The following is a 16,883-nucleotide window of genomic DNA, read 5'->3' as shown; positions in this document are numbered from 1 at the left end:
CCAGGCGCCGGGCGAGGTTGAAGGTCACGTCTTCGTTGTTCCAGTCGCGGGGGGCACGGGGGAAATGGGGCAAGGCCTGCGGGCCTTGTTGCATGAACAGTTGGGCCATGGCCCAGTACATCTCGCCTTGCTGGATATCGTGGGCGAAATGGAAGCGGTCGATCACCTTGTTGGTACCGGGTTTCACCACGGCCAGGGTGACGGTCTGGATTGAGCCGCCGCTGCCCATGGGGCCATAAACGCTGCAGGCTTCGGCGCGCAGGTCCTCCCAGTCGTAGACTTCGGTACGTACGCCCCAAGCCCTGCGGCTGAAGGTTCTGAGGCCGTCATGGACGAAACGATAAACGTAGACTTTGCGCCGCAGGCGGTTGAAACGGATGGGTTCGTCGCGGGGGGCTTCTACGTCCATGCGCCAGAAGTAAACTCCTCCCCATAGGGAGACGATAAACGTCATGAGGCCGAAGACGTTAAATACAAAAGAGGGAACATCTCCAGTTGTTATAAAAAGAGTGATCCAAGTGATGGGAGGAACGAGGGCAAACAAGAACATAAATGGTGCCATCCAAACGCCAAGTCCACGCATTCTTAACGTGGCGCGTGACAGTTCAAGGCATACATCGTCCACATGATTGGGTGGGTTCGAAAGCACAGATGGGTTGGGCGTTCGTGATGGCCGCTCGTTTGGCCCCGGCAGATCGTGCTTCCAGCCTGGGGCCGGCTTATCGAGTAAAGGTGATTTGAATAGCATGATGAGCAGTTCCGGTTCTGTGTGAGAGCCACTTGCCCCCTGGGCCTGTGGAAGGGGGCAAGCACGATGTTGGCGACTAACGATGGTCGCCATGGGAAACGTAAAAAAGCGGCAAATGCGCTGGCGACTGAGGTCTATACGCGGTCCATCAAGGTGAGCTCCGCATAGGCATCGGGGATGTCACGATCAGGCCAGTAGGTCAGCGACAAGGTGGCCGCTTCGATGTTGTGCTGGCGCACATCCGGCAGCAGTACAATCGAGCCCTTGATGTCCTTGACCTGCAGGGTACGGTTGTCGGCCAGCGCGACGGTGCGCACCTCCAGGGTGGGGGTGGTGCTGTCGAGCTGGTAATCGTCTTTGTTCGGTTGTTTGGGTACGGCCAGTGCCGCCCGACGTTCGCTGGCGGCTGTTGTGAGGGCGGGAGGATTCAAGGCGCCTTCGGCCAGCACTTCACCACCGGTGTATTGATTGATCGGGCCATCGCCGTCGCGATGCACCGTCAGTGACCAGCGATAGGCTGAACGGTTGGCGTCGAAGAGTGGTAGAAGCAGGCGATATTCGAGGTGCTGTTCATGGGTCAGCGCGCCCACGCTGCCCATGGGACCGCCCCAGCCAGGCGAGCCGCTGCCGACGATTCGCAAGCGGAAATTGACGCCGGCCTCAACGCCCAGGGTCGCGGCGTTGAGCTCGGCGATGGCGATAGGGGCGTGTTCGGGTTTGTTCCAGTGGATGGGTGGGTTTTCGTTGTGCTTGCCGAAATAACAACGGCGTGCCCAGCGGTCCAGAGGGGTCGACTCTTGTCCTTCTGCCCATTTGTACAAACCGTATCCTGCTAGACCGAAAAGTAGGGCTACACCAAGTGGACCAAGCAGGGTGCTGGTTCCTATAGCGGCAGCCCAGATGCCCATCCCCGCCCCGACGGCAGAAAGAGCCATAGAAAGCGTATGCAAACCTACTGCAGTAGTATCGCCTTCCTGCCAAGTCCGATTAGCCGCAAACCCCGCTCGCATTGCATCGTACAAGCCCGCTGCGGCACCAATGGCGCCCCCGGCTTTTGCGAGAAAACGCCCGGCATTAGCTATAGCATCGATCCTGGCGGCCCGAGACGGGGCTGCCGCACCCGCACCCGCTTGCTGCACCCGGTTTGCCCCCGCTTCCAACGCAAGCCCCACCATCTCCACCCCACCGCCCAACACCCCCAGGCTACTGCCATACAACGCCAACCTGGCCTCGACGGCCTTTTCCCCCATGGCCTGTTCCACTTCCCGGAGGCTTTTGTTCAGCGAGTCACTGAGCAGGTACATCCCGCCCATTGCCAGTAGTAGCTGGCTGCTACCGGCTGCGCCACGCAGCCCGATGAAGCCGGTGCGCACCCAGTTGGCTGCCTGGTAGGAGGAGGCCTTGACGCCTTGCAACACCTTGCGTGCGTGTGGGTCCAGCGTGCCGACACCGACGGCGATATCGACGAGCGCCGCGTGTGCCTGTTTGCCCAATTGGTCCACGCCGAGGTGGGCCTGGCGCATCAGGGTGGCCTGCAATTCGCTGGCCTGGCCCTCGACCCAGAGGCTGATGGTCACGCTGAGGTTGGCTATCTTGGGGTCCAGGACTGCCAGGCTGAGCAGGCCGCCCTGGATCATCGGACGTACCTGCTTGCGCACCTTGCGGGCCTCATGGTCGATTTCCCCCAGCTCGGCCTTGATCCCTTCCCAGGTGCGGTCAATGGCATCGGCGGCTTTGCGTTGCAGGTGACGCAGGTGTTCGCATTGCAGGGCGTAGTATTCACCGAGCTTCATCTTCACCTGCAGTTCGGTGAGATGAACGCCGTTGTACAGCAGTTGGCTGGCACTGTTGAGGCGCGAAACCACGCGCCCCACGCTGGGCCCGAGCGACGGTTGCAAGCGCGCAGCGGCGGCATTGAGGGCGCCAAGCAGTTGCGCGATGGCTTGCTGCAGCCTGGGGCGCGGATCGTATTTGAACTCGTCGCTGGCGATGAGCTTTGTCAGGGTGGCGTAGAGCTTTTCACTGTCGTGCCAGTCGGTATCACCCGATGCACTGAAACTGGGTAAAAGCCCGGCGAGCAATTGTTTGTCGCGTAACAGAAGGGCGCGATAGACCGGGCTTTGTGGGTTCGCCAGCCAGTCGCTCCAGAGGGAAGCTGTGGGGCCGGTATCTTGCGCAGGGGCGTTCTCCTGAGCGTCCTGCTGTTGTTGGACGGGCGCCTCACTGATGCCGCCGCTCAGGCACAGCGCCATGGTCTGGCTGTAGGCCCGTCCTGACGCGCGATCATCGCCGTCGTAGTCATGTTGCTCGATACACGCAAACTGTCGGGAGCGACAGGCTGCCGCGTAGGCGTGTGCGCTTTGGTCGATATAGCGCTGATAGTTCGCCCACTCCTGCTCATAGTGTTTGTGAAACAGGGCACGGCTTTGTTCATCGTAACGTTCCTCCAAGGCCTGGTTGTAGTTCAGGGTGGCCTTTTGCACGATCCGTTCGCGTTGCTCCTCGGGGCTGGAAAACACCGGCGGGCCGTCGCCGGTCATCGGCTCGGCGAACGCAGGCAAAGGCGTTTGGCTTTCTGCCCGTTCGCGATGTACCTCACGAATGGCCAGCAACAGTTGAGAGGTCTGGTATTGATAGGCCCGGTCCGGGTCGTTCATCCACTGGTGTCGCGCATCGATCCAGCGGTTACGTGTGTCGTTGTATTCCTGCGCCAGGCCGAGTGTGTCGTCCAGTACAAACGCGAGGACGCCTTGTGGGAGCTGATGCTGCGCGATGGTGTTGCGCAGGAATCCCTTGAGCGCCGTCAGGCGAGTGGCCCGGCTATGGAAACCATGCACGCTGTCGAATGTTGGCGTGGGCGTTTGTGGCGGATGCTCGTAGAAGCGCCAGTCCTGTGACCAAGGGGGCGTGGTGCTGGGCAATTGGGGTGTCTGGTGGTGCTGGTATTCAAAAACCTGCTTGTCCACCTGCAGGTGTTCGACGGTCATGGCCAGACCTACGCTGGCTGGATTGTCCCGTACGCTGGCCAGGTCGAGCTTTTGGAAACGCTCTGAGGCCCGACCGGCCTTGTAGGCGTTCAACACGCTGACAGGCCACGGGTCACTGGCAAAGGCCAGCCACGCTTGGGTGTATTGGTGGGTGTCGATGTTGAGGAACGAGGCCGGGCAATCGTGATCGGCCGCGACGCACGCAGCGGACAGTAAGGTCTCGTTGGCCGCGGAGGGCGCATAGGGGTTGAACTGCCGCAGATAACCGTCCGGGGTAACCTGATAGGCCTGCCAGGTCGTGCGATCGAGCAACACATACAGGTAACCCGCACGTAAGGTGCGTAAGCCCAACCGCGTCTCGATATGCACGGTATCAGGCCGAACGTGTTCATTGGCTGAGCGCGGTACAAGCGCGTGTCGCAAAGGCAGGATGGGCAGCCCTTTGCGCTGGCAGACGTTGCATTGATCCGTTGCAAGCGAAGTTTCCGCGGTCACGATAGCAAGCTGTGCGCTTAGGTTCATTGAAGTGCTCCGACAGGGGGCTGGTACGACACGGCCCGGCGCCAGGCGTTTTCGTTGGGGGGAGCTAACAATTTGCTGAGCGGTGCCAGCCTTTGGGCCTCACCGCGCGGGATGGAGAAAGGCCCCGCCAGATCGAGCAGCCGATTGAGGTCGATGACGGCGTAGTGACTGGCCAACCGCAGTTCGAGTTTGAACGGGCGGGGCAGTCCATCTTCGAGGCTCAATAAGCCCCCCTCGAAGGGGACACCCTTCAAGGGTTCGAAGGTAAAACGCGGGTTGATTTGGCGGGGCATGGGGCTTCCTTGTCGAGTGGGTGAGTGTCAGTCGATCAACCAGCTGCCATCGCCGTTTTCCAGTACGCCATCGTGGTCGGTGGTGTCGCCGACTCGGGCTACTGGTTGTCCGTTGACGCTCATCGAGGGCGAGCCGCTGGTAATCACGGCACCGCAGCCGAGGGTGTCGCCGACGCGGGCGATGGCGCGTCCGTTGACGTTGAAACTGGGCGACCCACTGTCGACGGTGGTGGGGCCGCACAATGGGCAAACATGGTTGTGTCCAAGCAGAACGACGGCAGGCATAAAGCCTCCTTACAGAAATTGATGTAGCGAAGGTGCCGCCGCTGCACGAACCGCAGCGGCGGGTGGGAGGGCGCTTAACCCGCAGCTGCCGGTTTACGCCAGTCGTCCGAGGCTTCGGTACCGGCCACCACGTGGCTCCAGCTGACCTTGCGGTAGGCCAGGCTGGTCTTGATCAGTTGGCTGTAGTTTTCGTTGTCAGCGTCTTGTGCGTGGGGTAGCACGGTGTGGATGTCGACGACGGTGGCTTCTTCCAGTTTGGTGGTGAAGAAGTGCTCCTGTTTGCCGTCAGTGCTGGTGCGAAACCACTTGATCTCGACGGTGGGCAGCATTTCTCCGGTGGCCAGGGCCTGATAGAGCATGGGCGAGGCTTTGTTCAGCGAACTGGTGAAGGTCAGCGGCTTGTGCACGCGCTGCCCGGTAGGCTGGCCGCTTTGTGGATCGGTGGGCGTGGTGATCTGATGGTCGATTTCCTGAGCGAGAATTTCGTCCTCATGGCCTTCGACATACACGTTGCCGACCGAGTCAGCCGTGAACGCGCCTTTGGTGATATGGCCCTGGTTTTTGCCGTGGATGCTGATGTATGCGGGTGTTGGCATGACAAACTCCTTGTCGCGATGTGTAAACGACCGTCAGGTCGCGAGTGATGGCCGATAAGGCCATGGCTTTGCAGGCGCTCGGGAGGAGCACACTGAAAATCGGTTACAGGTGCAGAACCCGCTCCAGGGACGCCAGCACTTGTTGAGTGATGGTGTTCAGGCGGATCGAGTAGGTCGCGTAGGCGCCCGCCAGCACGACGGCTGCCAGGGCCCATGGAGTCCATAAGGGCCAGGCGCGTTTGATCCGGTAGTTGCGCGGGGCGACGTTGGTCAGCGGGTCGGTCAGGCGTTCTGGCGTCTCTCCACGCAGGGGACGCAGCAGGCCATGCAGTTGGTTGATGGTCTTTTGTATTTCGTCATCGCCCTTGGCATGGGTGCCGTATTTACCTTTGAGGCCACAGATCAGGCACTGGTACATGAACTCCAGCACATGTTGATACCGGGTGGTTTCGTCGGTCATGCGGGTCAGCACGGTGAAAAACTTCTCGCCGCCCCAGGTTTCATCATGAAATTGACTGAGCAACGAGCGTGCACTCCAGGTCGAGGACCTGCCCCAGGTGCTACTCATGACCACCTCGTCCAGCAACAGGCACAGGCTGTAGGAGTAAGCCTTGAGCGTGCCGGAGTCGTAGTCGAGTTGCCGGACTTCCTCCATGATCGTTTTGATCTGATTGCTGACACGGTCGTACAGCGCGGACACATCGTCGTGTTTGTCCAGGTTGCGCAGGCGGATGACGAGGCCGATCAGTGGCGTGGCGGCATCGCACAGCGGGTTCCAGGCCAGGCCGCGCATGTCGAATTGCGGATCTGCCAAATAGGTGTGGTAGCTGACATTGAGCGTTCTGTTGTCAAGTTCGATGGCACCAGAGAGTGCCTCATGGCTCGACGAATCACGTAAAACCTCACTCATCCTTTTCACTCCTGATTGCCCAGAACTGCAACGCAAGCTTTGGGAATTGACCGGCAATATGGAAAGCAAATCCGCTCCCACTGCTCAGGCTTTGCCAGGCGGGGTGATGGCGGTCGAGTTCGAAGTAGGTGAAACCAGCATGGAACGGCAAATAGCGTGGCGCCACGGGTAAAGGGATTAGCGGGATGCCCGGCAGTTGCAGGCTGACCAGTTGCTCCAGTGCTTCGGTGGAGCTGATCTTGATCTGTCCCGGAAGTTGTTGGCGCAAGGTCTCCAGCGGCATTTCGGCGCGGACGGCGAGGATGAACTCGGCGCTGGTCAGCAGACGTTTGTCATTGAGCGCAGCGCTGCGCACGCCGTACTGCTGCTCGATGATCGGCAACGGAACGGCGCGCGGTTGCAACACCGTGCCCAGGGCGCGGCGCAGGGTGTGCTCCAGTATCTGGAAGGATTCACGCAGTTTGTCGTGCTGATAAACCGGGTATTCTTCGGGCAGGTGGCTTTCATCGGTAAACGTCACCAGTTCGCCGCAGGCTTGGACCAGTGCGATGTACAGGCGCTCAGGATGCACCTGACGTTGACGGGCCAGGTGCTGGAACAGCGGGAACAAACGATTGAGGGTTTGCAACAGGTTGAAATCGGTGACATCGGACACCCCCGACTGCCCAGGTGAGCCGATGCGCTGGGCCAAATTCCTGGCCCGCTCTCTCATCAGCCCGGCCGCTTCTCCCAGGAAACGGTGCAACGCCGGCACCGCGTGCAGTGACAGGCTGGTGGGGTAGAAGTGCTCGTCCATCACCAGGCTGCCATCCGGGCGTTTGTCCTTGATCCTGGCCAGGGCAATGCCGGTAAAAGCGCTGCGATCACTGCGTTCGAGCATCAGTTGCAGGTTGGGCACGGCCAGGTCCACGCCTACCTGATCACCGTCATCGCTGTGGGTATCGCGGACCTCTTCGCGCCGGGCGATGTAACGGCTGTTGCCATACTGATCGGGCCAGCGCACTTCGAGAGCGCCGTTGGACCTGAGCGGCAGTGTGAGGAAGACAATCTGGTTCACCGCACTGCTGTCGGCAATATCCAGTGGGGTGGGTGGCGCCAGGTCGTCGGGGATGGCGAAGACGCTGCCATCGGGCATGATTCCGCGGGCCTGGGTGATGGCGATTTTGCCGAAGCTCAGATATTCGTTGTTCAGCTCCAGCTCACTAAAGCCGTAAAGGGCGTCGCTCAGGCTCTGCACGCGCTGATGTACGGCGGCCTCAGCAGCGCGGGCTGCCTGCTGAAAGTGCTGGGGCTTGACGAACAAACCTTCATGCCAGATGACGGGGTTGCGTGAACTCATCGGTGATTACTCTGCGCAAAAGTGGCTGAAAATGTTGTCATCGGGTTTCCCCTTTGAGGCTGACCTGCGAGGCATCCAACTGCACAAGAAGGGCGTACTGCCGGCCCTTGGGCTCGACCCGCAAACGCTGCTTCCACTGGCCGGCATCGCTACTGTGGTAGTTGGCGATCACGGCGATAAAGCGGGTGTCCTCGTCCAGCGCGCGCAGGTCGACGAACTTGAATTGGCCCGGGTTAAGCAGGTAGTCATCGGCGCGGATATAGGTGCTGCCCAGGGTCTTCTTCAGGTCTTCAGCCAACGCCTGGGGGCTGGCGTTAACCAGTAGCGAGTCGTCGGTCAACTGCAAGACCTTGAACGTGATCGGCGTGGCGATGTGTTGCAGTGCCGAATTGCTCCCAGGCATGGTCAAGCTCACACCTTGAGCGTCGTAGTCGCCCAGCAACGCCTCTTCCATGGGGGACATCGACACTGAGAGCGCGGGCTCCAGGGTGAGCGATGACTGGGGCGGCACGCTTTCGTAGAGGTGATTGAGCAGGGATTGCACTTTATCCGTCAGGGCTTGCGGGCTGCGGGCCTGAACGTTGAGGTTGTAGGGCGAGTGGCTCGGGTCGTCGTCTGCAGCCGGTGCGGTGCCGGTGCTGATCAGGCGCGGGTTGACATCGTCGCTGGCGTGCAGGCTCAGGGAGTAGCGGCTGGGCTGATCGTCGGGACCACCGACCGGGATTGATGGGTTCCAGATTACCTGGCCGACCTTGCCGAGCATGGTGCAGCCGCCGAGGGTCAGGCAGGCCAGCAGCAAGGTGCCCAGGCGCAGGTTGCTGAGCAGACTTGAGATGCCGGGGCGCCTGGGGGCGGTCGGGCAAACTTCAGGTGCCTGTTTCGGTGGTGGTGCAGCGTCCAATGCCTGCAGTGGGTCGCCTTGCCCGGCCAAATCCACGGGCTGGCAAAGTCGTTCGAATTCCGGGCAGAGGGTAGGGCGCGGATCGGCCAGAGGCAGGTTTGGCCAATCCTCCAGGCGCTCTGTTTGCGTGTCCTGATGGTTGACCATGAACAGCTCATCGAGCGAACGCCTGGCCGGTGCATGCTCACGAAACAACACCGCGACCTGATAGGCACCAATCTGCAACAGGTCGCCATCGTTGAGGCACACCGCAACGTTGCGACCCAGCGGCAAATCATGGCCATTAGCGTAGGTGCTGCCACTGCGGTCGATCACGCAGAAGCGCCCCTCGACGACACGGATGTCACAGTGGTTGGGCCGCACACTGTTCTGGCGGTCCTCCAGGCGCCAATCCACTGCAGCGCTGCCTATGCTGCCGCCCTGCGGGCCAAACCGGTGGCTGGGCAGATACCCGTGAAGCAACTGCGCGGGATTGCTGATAACCAGTGTCAGCTTCATGAGCGCCCCCGAATTTGCACCACAGCGGGACGGCGTTGTTCCTGGTGCTCGATAAAACTTGTCCAGCCCAGGTGGGTGCCGCTGTCGCGGAGCAGGTTGAACGGCGGTACGTCCTCTTCGCGCAGTCCCAATTCGAGGTCGTAAGCGGTGGAATCGCGGAGCAAAAAATCCATCAATTGGCGCAACCGTCCGAACTGCTTACCGCTGGGCAAGAATTGCCGAAAGCGTGCCTGAGCCAAGCCGGGAATCACCAAGGTGAACTTACTGGCGCGGGTCTTGATGCGGTCGCCCACCACAAAGTCGCCACCCAGCATGCCATTGGCCTTGCCAAGTGAATGGCGCTGACGCTGCGGCAAACTCACCGAACGCGTTTCGAATTCACGGATGTGCACACCATGCAAGTCAAAGCAATGCTCGACGATGCCGGACACTACCGAAGGCGAGCGGCTGCGGCTGGCGATCAAGCCGGCAAAGCTCAGCAAGCGACCCCACGGCAGCGCGGTGGTGCCACGCAGGTCGTTGTCGTTCAAACCGATCAGAGAGAATACGTAGCGCGAAAAACGGTCGCTGGCCTCGGCCTGGAAGCGAATGTAGTAACGGTATTTTCGCCAGCTGTGGTGCAGCAACGTCAGCAAACGATGGTTGAAAAAGTCCATGAACGACGGGCGAATCCCGTGTTGCTGGGCCTGCTCATAGGCCAGGCGATCCAGGTAGTAACCTGGCAGTGGCGAGTCGGTGCCATGCAAACCCAGGAAACTGGTCTGCAAGCGATACCGGACTTGTTCGTGATCCTCTTCCACGCGCGCCGCCATGATCACATCGGAGGCAGGAAAGCCCAGCCCTGCATGGCTTTGCAGACGCACGCGGCGCCGCGCCGCAGCACTCAAAGGCTGCGCTTCCAGGTCGTCACCATGCAAGGCGTGCAAGTGCTCAAGCAGACGGTGAAACGAATAGTTCCGTGCGTCGGCCAGTAGCAGGTCGGCTAAATCACGGGTTGTCTGCCGCTCAATAGTGGCCATTCGTATCGCTCGTTGTTAGTGGTATTGATCACTTCCAGGCGGTGGAAGGCGTTGATGCTGGCGTACAACGCGAAAAAATGCGAAAGCACACTGGCGAACAGGAACAGCTCGCCTTCGCAGAGGAACGCGTTCTGGTCCAGTTGCAAACGGGTCTGCAAGCCGCGAACCGGCTGACCTTTCATCAGCCAGTCGATGGGGGTGGTCACGGCAGATTGAATGCCATTGAGACGCTTGCGGGTTGCGCGGGCCTGCTGCAGGTCATGCAGGGCGGCGAAGTCATAGGCGCGGATTACCGCCTTGAGCGGCTCGGCCGACAGCAGCGACAGGTAGTTCAGTGACAGGTTGGAAATCAGCGTCCAGTGCAGGCTCGCATCCAGTACCGGGCGATAGGAACGCGTGGGGGCAATCAGGTTGGTGTAGTGAGCGTACGAAGGCGTGACCTCAGTTGACAACGACACATCCCCCACACCCAGCTGCTGCGGCAAATCACGGTTACTGCAGGTCAATTCGATGGATGCCGCTTCACGCTCGCCGATGTACTGGCTTTCATCACCGCGCACGAAAGCGATGCGATGGCGTAAACCTTCGCGCCCGTGGGATTGCTCGATATGCGTGCGAAAGTACAGCGCTGTTCGGCCCTGCGCGTGTTCGATCTCATGCTGGAACGACTCGAACGGGGTAAACCGTCGCAACGGATCACCCTTGCGCTCCTTGTCGGCGGTGTCCCAGCCAGTGACTCGATCGACACTGAAAATCTCGTAAGCCTGCGGGCAGTCGCCGCTGGGGCGGATAGCGCGCTCCAGGCTGCGCCCGTCCAGCGCAATAGGGTTAGCATCGTGGCGGAACAGGTTGACCGCCGGCGCGCAGTACAGGTGTAGGTCACTGGTGCGCAGGCGGATATCGGGCGGCATGGGCCGACTGAACTGGAATTCGAAACGCAAGGTGTCGGCGCTGACATCCGGCCACAGGTGCGCCAGACGGTTCAGGTTGAAAAAGTGAAAACGCTGCGGGAAAACAAAGTACTCCTGAAGGATGCGGTAACCATCGAATACGTTGCGCGGGTAGGGCAGCAGTGCTTCTTCGGCGGTGAAGCCGGGGAATCCAATGTCCGTGGACGCCAGGCGATAGCTGTGGCCATTGATCTGTAGGGTGACGCTGTCCAGGTAATGGGCCAGCCACAGATACAAGGTCAGCGCGGTGGCGTTATCGCCACCCAGATGAAAGTCCAACTGATCGCAAGCCATGCTGGTGAGCGGTTGGTCCGTCAGCACCTTCAGGTCGATGCGTATTACCGAGGCCTCGCGACTGTGGGCATCGCTGACTTCCTCAAGGGCCAGCGGGTACAGGTTGACGTTTGTGCAGGTGCGAAACTGACAGGAGATGCCGTTCACCGGTTTGGCAAACAGCGGCGTGCCTTTGGGAATCACCTGACGCTGGCTGATCGCATCGGGCAGTGGTGTAAAGCGGATGATGGTTGCACTGGGCAAAGGTCTCAGATAGTTGGGCCAGAGCATCTGTAATAGCGGATGGGTCAGCTCAGGCAAATCGTCGTCGATCTTCATCCCCAGCTTGGCGGTGAGGAACGCAAAGCCTTCCAATAGGCGTTCCACGTCCGGGTCTGCGGCCTGATCGCCGAGAAACTGCGCCAGTTGCGGGTTGTCCTCGGCAAACTCACGGCCAAGTTCGCGCAGGTAGCGCAACTCCTCGGCAAAGCGTTGTTTCAAGTCCATGGCGTCCTCATTTAACGCGGGTGTAGCCGTCGCGACCCTGCATGGCCACTTCGATCTGCACCTGTTCGTCCTTGTAGTTGACCCGCACCTGGCAATCGAGGCGAAAGCTCAGTTCCTGCGGCAGATCCGGGTCCGGCTGGTAGCGCACGCCTGTCACCATGATGCGCGGTTCAAATGCTTGCACCGAACGGCGGATATCGTCGCTGATGGCGACCACCAGGTCAGTGCTGGCCTGGGTGACACCGTTGAAATCACGCAGGCCCAGTTCAGGGCTGCTTTGCGAGCAGCCCTGGCGTGTATTGAGCACCTGCTCCAGATGGCGTTTGATCGCCTCGATACGCTGGTGCGCCTGTTCATCCGAGCTGCCTTGGCGGTAGCGTGGAGCGTCGGGTTCAAGGCGCTCGAACAGGCTGGCGCCGCCCATTTATTGGGTATCCAACCGACCGACGAGAGAAATCTCGAAGTTGGCGCCCATGTACTTGAAGTGCGGTCGCACCGCCAACGACACCTGGTACCAACCCGGATTGCCTGCTACGTCCTGTACCTCGATCTTTGCGGCGCGCAGGGGCCTGCGACTGCGCACGTCGGATGATGGGTTTTCCTGATCGGCGATGTACTGCTTGAGCCAGATGTTCAGCTCGCGCTCCAGGTCCTGGCGCTCTTTCCAGCTGCCGATCTGCTCGCGTTGCAACACCTTGATGTAATGGGCCAGGCGATTGACGATAAACAGATACGGCAACTGGGTGCCGAGCTTGTAGTTGGTCTGGGCTTCCTGGCCTTCGCGGGTCTTGGGAAAATTCTTCGGTTTTTGCACCGAGTTGGCCGAGAAGAACGCCGCGTTGTCACTGTCTTTGCGCATGGTCAGTGGAATGAAGCCGGCTTCGGCCAGCTCGTATTCCTTGCGATCGGAGATCAACACTTCGGTGGGGATCTTGGCCTGCAACTGACCGAGGGATTCGTAGAGGTGCACCGGTAGATCGTCCACCGCGCCACCGGATTGCGGGCCAATGATATTCGGGCACCAGCGGTAGCGGGCAAAGCTGTCGGTGATGCGCGAGGCCATCAAAAAGGCGGTGTTGCCCCACAGGTAATTGTCGTGATTACCGTCGACGCTTTCGTCATAGCCGAAGCTGCGGGTCGAGTTGTCTTCGGTGCTGTAAGGCGTGCGCAGCAGGAAACGCGGCAAGGTCAGGGCAAGATGGCGGGCATCTTCGGACTCGCGCAGGCCGCGCCATTTGGTGTGGCGTGGGCCGTCAAAGATATCGCTGATCTCCTTGAGGTCCGGCAGGCTCTGGAAGCCTTCCAGGTTGAACAATTCCGGCCCCGCGGCTGAGACGAACGGTGCATGGGACATGGCGCCGATGGACGCGACATAGCTGAGCAATTTGATGTCCGGCGAGCCGGGTCCAAAGGTGTAGTTGCCGACGATAGCGCCCACCGGTTCGCCACCAAACTGGCCGTAGCCGGCGGTGTAGACGTGCTTGTACAAACCGCTGCGGGTAATGTCGCCAGCGTTGTCGAAATCGTCCAGCAACTCTTCCTTGGTGACATGCAGCATTTCCAGCTTGATGTTCTCGCGAAAATCCGTGCGATCCACCAGCAGCTTCAAGCCACGCCATGCCGACTCCAGTTGCTGGAACTCAGGCTGATGCAGGATCACATCCATCTGCTTGCTGAGCGCGCGATCAATCTCGGTGATCATCTGGTCGACCCGATGCTTGTTGACCGGTTGCTGATGATCGCCGCTTTGCAGGATCTCGCTGATGAACGCCGCTACGCCCTGGCGAGCAACGGCGTAGCCTTCCTGGGAAGGGCGGATAGTGGTATTGGCCAGCAGCTGATCGAGCAATGACGATTGTTCGTCAGCCACTTGCACTGGGGTGAGGGCGCTTTCCATAGGCATGGGGAGTAATCCTTCGAGTCAGTTGGTTGGCGCGTCGAGCACCAGGTTCAGTTCGCTGGCCAAACGCTGGCGGGCGGTTTCATCGCTCAGCAGGTTTTGCAGATGTTTGCGAAAGGCCGGGACGTTACCCAGCGGTCCTTTGAGTGCAACCAGAGCTTCGCGTAATTCCAATAACTTGTTTAATTCAGGCACTTGGCGAGCGACCGCGTCAGGGCTGAAATCATCGATGCTTCGGAATTGAAGTTGCACATTCAAATCGGAGTCGCAGTCGTGATTGAGCACAATCGGAATCGTTATATCCAGGGTAACTTCAGCCTTGGTCAACACTTCGTTGAAAGTGTCTTTGTCGATGCGGACGGCTTGCCGATCCTCAAGGGCCGTTAGTTCGCTCCTGCCTTTGAAGTCACCGGTAATCAACAACTTCAGGGGCAGCTCGACTTCAGATTGTTGGTCACCTGTGGCCGGAACGTATTTGATGTTGATACGTTCTTTGGGCGCGACGGAGCCGTGGTTTTTTGGCATGAGTAAATTCCTTTTCGTAAGTCGGCGTATTAGAAACAGCTATTTCAATATTTGTCACGCCGGAAATTGTCGATACATTTCGTGGGATTTGTATGTAGGAAAAAGTATCTCTGTTAATTTTCCTACAAGCATTTTGGTAATGTCTGAGGGAGTTCTCTTTTAATTGATGTTTTGAAATAAATTCGCGGGTATTAACTTGCATTTAACGTCAAACTTGGGTGACGCTTGTAAAGTTTTAAAAGCAACTTTTTAACTCAGGAGACGTTAATGCGAAAGGGGTCGCGAGGATGGAAATCAGGCCTGTACCTGACGGTTCTGGCAGTAATGGACGTGCAGGGAGCGACACCAGATTGCCCAACCATCGTCTCGCCCTTGAAGCGCCTGGAGTGTTTTGACCAGGCTGCGGGCACGCCCATTCACCATCTACCGACGCCGGCGCGCGCGGTGGGCCAAGTGCTACCGATTGTCGATCTGGTCCAACGCAATGAAGCCAAGCGTTCCCCTGACGATTGGCGTTTCCTGCTGTCGTCCTTCCCGGAGCCGGATAACGATCAGCTAAACCGGCTGGTGATATCGGCCCCGGCATTAGGCGCCTTGCCACCTCGGCCGCACCTGGCAATCAGCTGTGAATCGAAAATTTCCCGCCTGCAACTGGTACTTGATGAGCCGGCCAAACCCAACAAGATTCGCATACAGCTGTTCAAGGATGAGCGCCCGGTTTTCGCGGCCTATCAGTGGCAGGTGTTGGACGATGCTGGCCTGGTCGTTGATGCCGGACGAGGCCTGCCCGCCATTGCCTTGTTGCGCAACATGGGCGGTGGCCAGCACCTGCGCCTGGAGAGTGACTATCCGCGGTTGAACGGCCTGGTGTTTGACGCAGAAGGGCTGGGTGAGCTGATTGAACAGGAGCGCCAAGCATGCCGTTGGTGATCGACGTTCCGGCAGACACTGTCCAGCTGTTGCTCACTCCCATCGAGCCCGAGCAACCCGCGGGGCATTTCGATGTGGAGGACGAAACCTACCAGGCCATCGACCAGGAAATGGTCAAACTCGGTGGCCTGCGTGAAAGCGCTATCGATTGGCCTTATATCGATGAAGCGTCCCGGGAATACCTTGCGACCCAGTGCAAGCACTGGCGCATCCTGGGTCATCTGCAGGTGGTCTGGCTGCGTACCCGACAGTGGGCGCGTTGGGCTGACGCCCTGAGTTTGCTCGCGGGCATGGTCGAATTGTATTGGGACAGTGCTTACCCCAAGCCTGGCCCGACCGGCTACTTGAACAAGCGCAAGCAGGTGCAGCGCCTTCTGGAGGATCTGACGCAGGTATTGCCGTCCCTGGACCGCAGCAGTTACGCCCCGGCTTACCAGGCAGCGGCAGAGCTGGCCCTTGCTAGCCTGCAACAGTGCGTGGAAAGAGCCAGGCTCGATCCGGTCCCGTTGGGTGCGCTGCAACGGCAGCTGGGCAAATACAGCGAACCCGTGGTTGCGGCCGAGCCTACACGAGCCGTCACCTCCATCGGCGCTCTGGATTCGACGTTTTTCGCCAGCCCCAAACCGCAGCCCGAGGGCAATGAGCGTGAACAACGCCGAGCCGTGTTGAGCATGGCCGAGCAGATCAATCTGCAGGACCCCTACGACCCCACGGGCTACCAATTGCGACGCTTCGGGCTGTGGTCGCATTTGCGCACAGCTCCTCCCATTACTCGTGACCGTCGCACTGAATTGACGGCTGTGCCCAAGGACATCGTCGACGGTTATCAGGACGCGTTGAACCAGAACGTCCTGGACCCGAACCTGCTGCTGCGCCTCGAAAAAAGCGTCTGCGCCTCGCCGTACTGGCTGCGCGGCAGCTATCTGGCCGCTAACGTCGCCTCGCGACTGGCGATGGAGGAGGTGGCTGCCGCCATCCGCCAGACGTGCGAACGTTTTGTTTGCCGCCTGCCGGCCCTGCTGGAGTTGTGTTTCAGCGACGGCACGCCCTTCGTTGACGCCCAAATCCAGGCCTGGATCAGCGGTGCCGATAAGACGCAACCCACAGGCAGCCCGGTGCAGGAATACGCCAGCCTGCGCGACGAACTGACCACCCAACTCAACACCGAAGGCGTCGAAGTGGTGCTGCTGCGACTGCAGGAACTACACGCCGCCCATGACGCCCCCCGCCAGCGCAGCTACGCCACGGTGATTGCCGCCGACCTTCTGGCATCACGCGGGCTTGTGTGGTTGGCTGACGATCTGTACGCCAACGTTGCGCGGCTGATGCGCGATACCTCGGCGCAGGGCTGGGAGCCTGAGTTGTTCCGCAAGGTAGCAGCCGTTATCAGTGATAGTAAGGATTAGCCCGTATGCCCCGCCAAAGCGACTTGCGTTTTATCTTCGCCCCTCTCAAAGACGACCCTTTCGAGGTGGTCTCATTCACCCTCGAAGAAGGCCTGTCCCTGATCGATATCCTTATTGAAATCTGGACTTCGCTCTCATCGCTGTTTGCCCCAATCAATCACCCATCATGGCAAAGGATCGTGTCGGATTTGACCGCAGGAGCACACCGATGAACTTGAGCTCACAGCTGGAAAATGTCATTGCCGAGACCTGCCTCCCAGTGGATCAGTGCAATGTCTGCACACGCCGAGGTTT

General features: G+C 59.7%; 16 protein-coding genes. 3 read left to right on the top strand and 13 right to left on the bottom strand.

Annotation, left to right across the window (positions count from 1 at the left end; all coding sequences use genetic code 11):
* From ACRESJ_RS14520 to tssB, 13 genes are all read right to left on the bottom strand, one after another.
* Window positions 1-409 (bottom strand): DUF6708 domain-containing protein (locus tag ACRESJ_RS14520; protein ID WP_431758507.1); only part of this gene is annotated, 409 nt, incomplete at its 3' end.
* Between the two features lie 473 nt (window positions 410-882).
* Complete coding sequence (locus ACRESJ_RS14515) at window positions 883-4,257, bottom strand: T6SS effector BTH_I2691 family protein (RefSeq protein WP_431758506.1); 3,375 nt, start codon at window positions 4,255-4,257, stop codon at window positions 883-885.
* Window positions 4,254-4,550 (bottom strand): hypothetical protein, encoded by a 297-nt coding sequence (locus ACRESJ_RS14510; protein ID WP_431758505.1) that lies wholly within the window; start codon window positions 4,548-4,550, stop codon window positions 4,254-4,256. Before ACRESJ_RS14510 ends, ACRESJ_RS14515 begins: the two co-directional genes overlap by 4 nt.
* A 27-nt stretch (window positions 4,551-4,577) precedes the next feature.
* On the bottom strand, window positions 4,578-4,835 hold the full coding sequence (locus ACRESJ_RS14505; protein ID WP_431758504.1) for a PAAR domain-containing protein: 258 nt from the start codon (window positions 4,833-4,835) through the stop codon (window positions 4,578-4,580).
* Window positions 4,836-4,909: 74 nt separating this feature from the next.
* Window positions 4,910-5,431 carry an Hcp family type VI secretion system effector gene (locus ACRESJ_RS14500; protein WP_431758503.1) on the bottom strand — a complete coding sequence of 174 codons (522 nt, stop codon included), beginning with the start codon at window positions 5,429-5,431 and terminating at the stop codon, window positions 4,910-4,912.
* Window positions 5,432-5,534: 103 nt separating this feature from the next.
* Entirely contained in the window at window positions 5,535-6,341 is an 807-nt protein-coding gene (gene icmH / locus ACRESJ_RS14495; RefSeq protein ID WP_431758502.1) for a type IVB secretion system protein IcmH/DotU, read from the bottom strand.
* A complete protein-coding gene (gene tssK, locus ACRESJ_RS14490; protein ID WP_431758501.1) occupies window positions 6,334-7,680 on the bottom strand; it encodes a type VI secretion system baseplate subunit TssK in 1,347 nt (448 codons plus the stop codon). Before tssK ends, icmH begins: the two co-directional genes overlap by 8 nt.
* Window positions 7,681-7,717: 37 nt before the next feature.
* Complete coding sequence (gene tssJ, locus ACRESJ_RS14485; protein WP_431758500.1) at window positions 7,718-9,079, bottom strand: type VI secretion system lipoprotein TssJ; 1,362 nt, start codon at window positions 9,077-9,079, stop codon at window positions 7,718-7,720.
* A complete protein-coding gene (tssG, locus tag ACRESJ_RS14480) occupies window positions 9,076-10,098 on the bottom strand; it encodes a type VI secretion system baseplate subunit TssG (protein ID WP_431758499.1) in 1,023 nt (340 codons plus the stop codon). The genes tssJ and tssG overlap by 4 nt, the downstream gene beginning before the upstream one ends.
* Window positions 10,062-11,828: a type VI secretion system baseplate subunit TssF gene (gene tssF, locus ACRESJ_RS14475; protein ID WP_431758498.1), complete on the bottom strand. Its 1,767-nt coding sequence runs from the start codon at window positions 11,826-11,828 to the stop codon at window positions 10,062-10,064. The genes tssG and tssF overlap by 37 nt, the downstream gene beginning before the upstream one ends.
* A 7-nt stretch (window positions 11,829-11,835) precedes the next feature.
* The gene (gene tssE, locus ACRESJ_RS14470) at window positions 11,836-12,252 is read right to left on the bottom strand and encodes a type VI secretion system baseplate subunit TssE (protein ID WP_431758497.1); all 417 of its coding nucleotides are present in this window, start codon (window positions 12,250-12,252) and stop codon (window positions 11,836-11,838) included.
* Complete coding sequence (tssC, locus tag ACRESJ_RS14465; RefSeq protein WP_431758496.1) at window positions 12,253-13,731, bottom strand: type VI secretion system contractile sheath large subunit; 1,479 nt, start codon at window positions 13,729-13,731, stop codon at window positions 12,253-12,255.
* Between the two features lie 18 nt (window positions 13,732-13,749).
* The gene (tssB, locus tag ACRESJ_RS14460; RefSeq protein ID WP_431758495.1) at window positions 13,750-14,253 is read right to left on the bottom strand and encodes a type VI secretion system contractile sheath small subunit; all 504 of its coding nucleotides are present in this window, start codon (window positions 14,251-14,253) and stop codon (window positions 13,750-13,752) included.
* A 267-nt stretch (window positions 14,254-14,520) separates the two neighbouring features.
* On the opposite strand from tssB, the gene vasI reads away from it, so the two are divergent.
* Genes vasI through ACRESJ_RS14445 form a run of 3 tightly spaced genes read left to right on the top strand, consistent with a single transcriptional unit; the run spans window position 14,521 to window position 16,801 of the window.
* Window positions 14,521-15,183 carry a type VI secretion system-associated protein VasI gene (gene vasI / locus ACRESJ_RS14455; protein ID WP_431758494.1) on the top strand — a complete coding sequence of 221 codons (663 nt, stop codon included), beginning with the start codon at window positions 14,521-14,523 and terminating at the stop codon, window positions 15,181-15,183.
* Entirely contained in the window at window positions 15,171-16,589 is a 1,419-nt protein-coding gene (gene tssA / locus ACRESJ_RS14450; protein WP_431758493.1) for a type VI secretion system protein TssA, read from the top strand. Before vasI ends, tssA begins: the two co-directional genes overlap by 13 nt.
* A gap of 5 nt (window positions 16,590-16,594) precedes the next feature.
* Complete coding sequence (locus ACRESJ_RS14445) at window positions 16,595-16,801, top strand: hypothetical protein (protein ID WP_431758492.1); 207 nt, start codon at window positions 16,595-16,597, stop codon at window positions 16,799-16,801.
* Window positions 16,802-16,883: the final 82 nt, after the last annotated feature.

It is taken from the genome of Pseudomonas sp. (assembly GCF_050739655.1).
GTDB lineage: Bacteria > Pseudomonadota > Gammaproteobacteria > Pseudomonadales > Pseudomonadaceae > Aquipseudomonas.
The sequence above is the reverse complement of the archived record's forward strand: the minus strand, read 5'-3'. Positions and strand labels throughout refer to the sequence as shown.

Bases quoted from the DNA above. Each gene is read 5' to 3' on its own strand.
- tssE (WP_431758497.1), bottom strand. From the start codon at position 12,252: ATGGGCGGCGCCAGCCTGTTCGAGCGCCTTGAACCCGACGCTCCACGC.
- ACRESJ_RS14515 (WP_431758506.1), bottom strand. From the start codon at position 4,257: ATGAACCTAAGCGCACAGCTTGCTATCGTGACCGCGGAAACTTCGCTT.
- tssC (WP_431758496.1), bottom strand. From the start codon at position 13,731: ATGCCTATGGAAAGCGCCCTCACCCCAGTGCAAGTGGCTGACGAACAA.
- tssB (WP_431758495.1), bottom strand. From the start codon at position 14,253: ATGCCAAAAAACCACGGCTCCGTCGCGCCCAAAGAACGTATCAACATC.
- tssK (WP_431758501.1), bottom strand. From the start codon at position 7,680: ATGAGTTCACGCAACCCCGTCATCTGGCATGAAGGTTTGTTCGTCAAG.
- ACRESJ_RS14510 (WP_431758505.1), bottom strand. From the start codon at position 4,550: ATGCCCCGCCAAATCAACCCGCGTTTTACCTTCGAACCCTTGAAGGGT.
- ACRESJ_RS14505 (WP_431758504.1), bottom strand. From the start codon at position 4,835: ATGCCTGCCGTCGTTCTGCTTGGACACAACCATGTTTGCCCATTGTGC.
- vasI (WP_431758494.1), top strand. From the start codon at position 14,521: ATGCGAAAGGGGTCGCGAGGATGGAAATCAGGCCTGTACCTGACGGTT.
- ACRESJ_RS14500 (WP_431758503.1), bottom strand. From the start codon at position 5,431: ATGCCAACACCCGCATACATCAGCATCCACGGCAAAAACCAGGGCCAT.
- ACRESJ_RS14445 (WP_431758492.1), top strand. From the start codon at position 16,595: ATGCCCCGCCAAAGCGACTTGCGTTTTATCTTCGCCCCTCTCAAAGAC.
- tssA (WP_431758493.1), top strand. From the start codon at position 15,171: ATGCCGTTGGTGATCGACGTTCCGGCAGACACTGTCCAGCTGTTGCTC.
- tssG (WP_431758499.1), bottom strand. From the start codon at position 10,098: ATGGCCACTATTGAGCGGCAGACAACCCGTGATTTAGCCGACCTGCTA.
- tssF (WP_431758498.1), bottom strand. From the start codon at position 11,828: ATGGACTTGAAACAACGCTTTGCCGAGGAGTTGCGCTACCTGCGCGAA.
- tssJ (WP_431758500.1), bottom strand. From the start codon at position 9,079: ATGAAGCTGACACTGGTTATCAGCAATCCCGCGCAGTTGCTTCACGGG.
- icmH (WP_431758502.1), bottom strand. From the start codon at position 6,341: ATGAGTGAGGTTTTACGTGATTCGTCGAGCCATGAGGCACTCTCTGGT.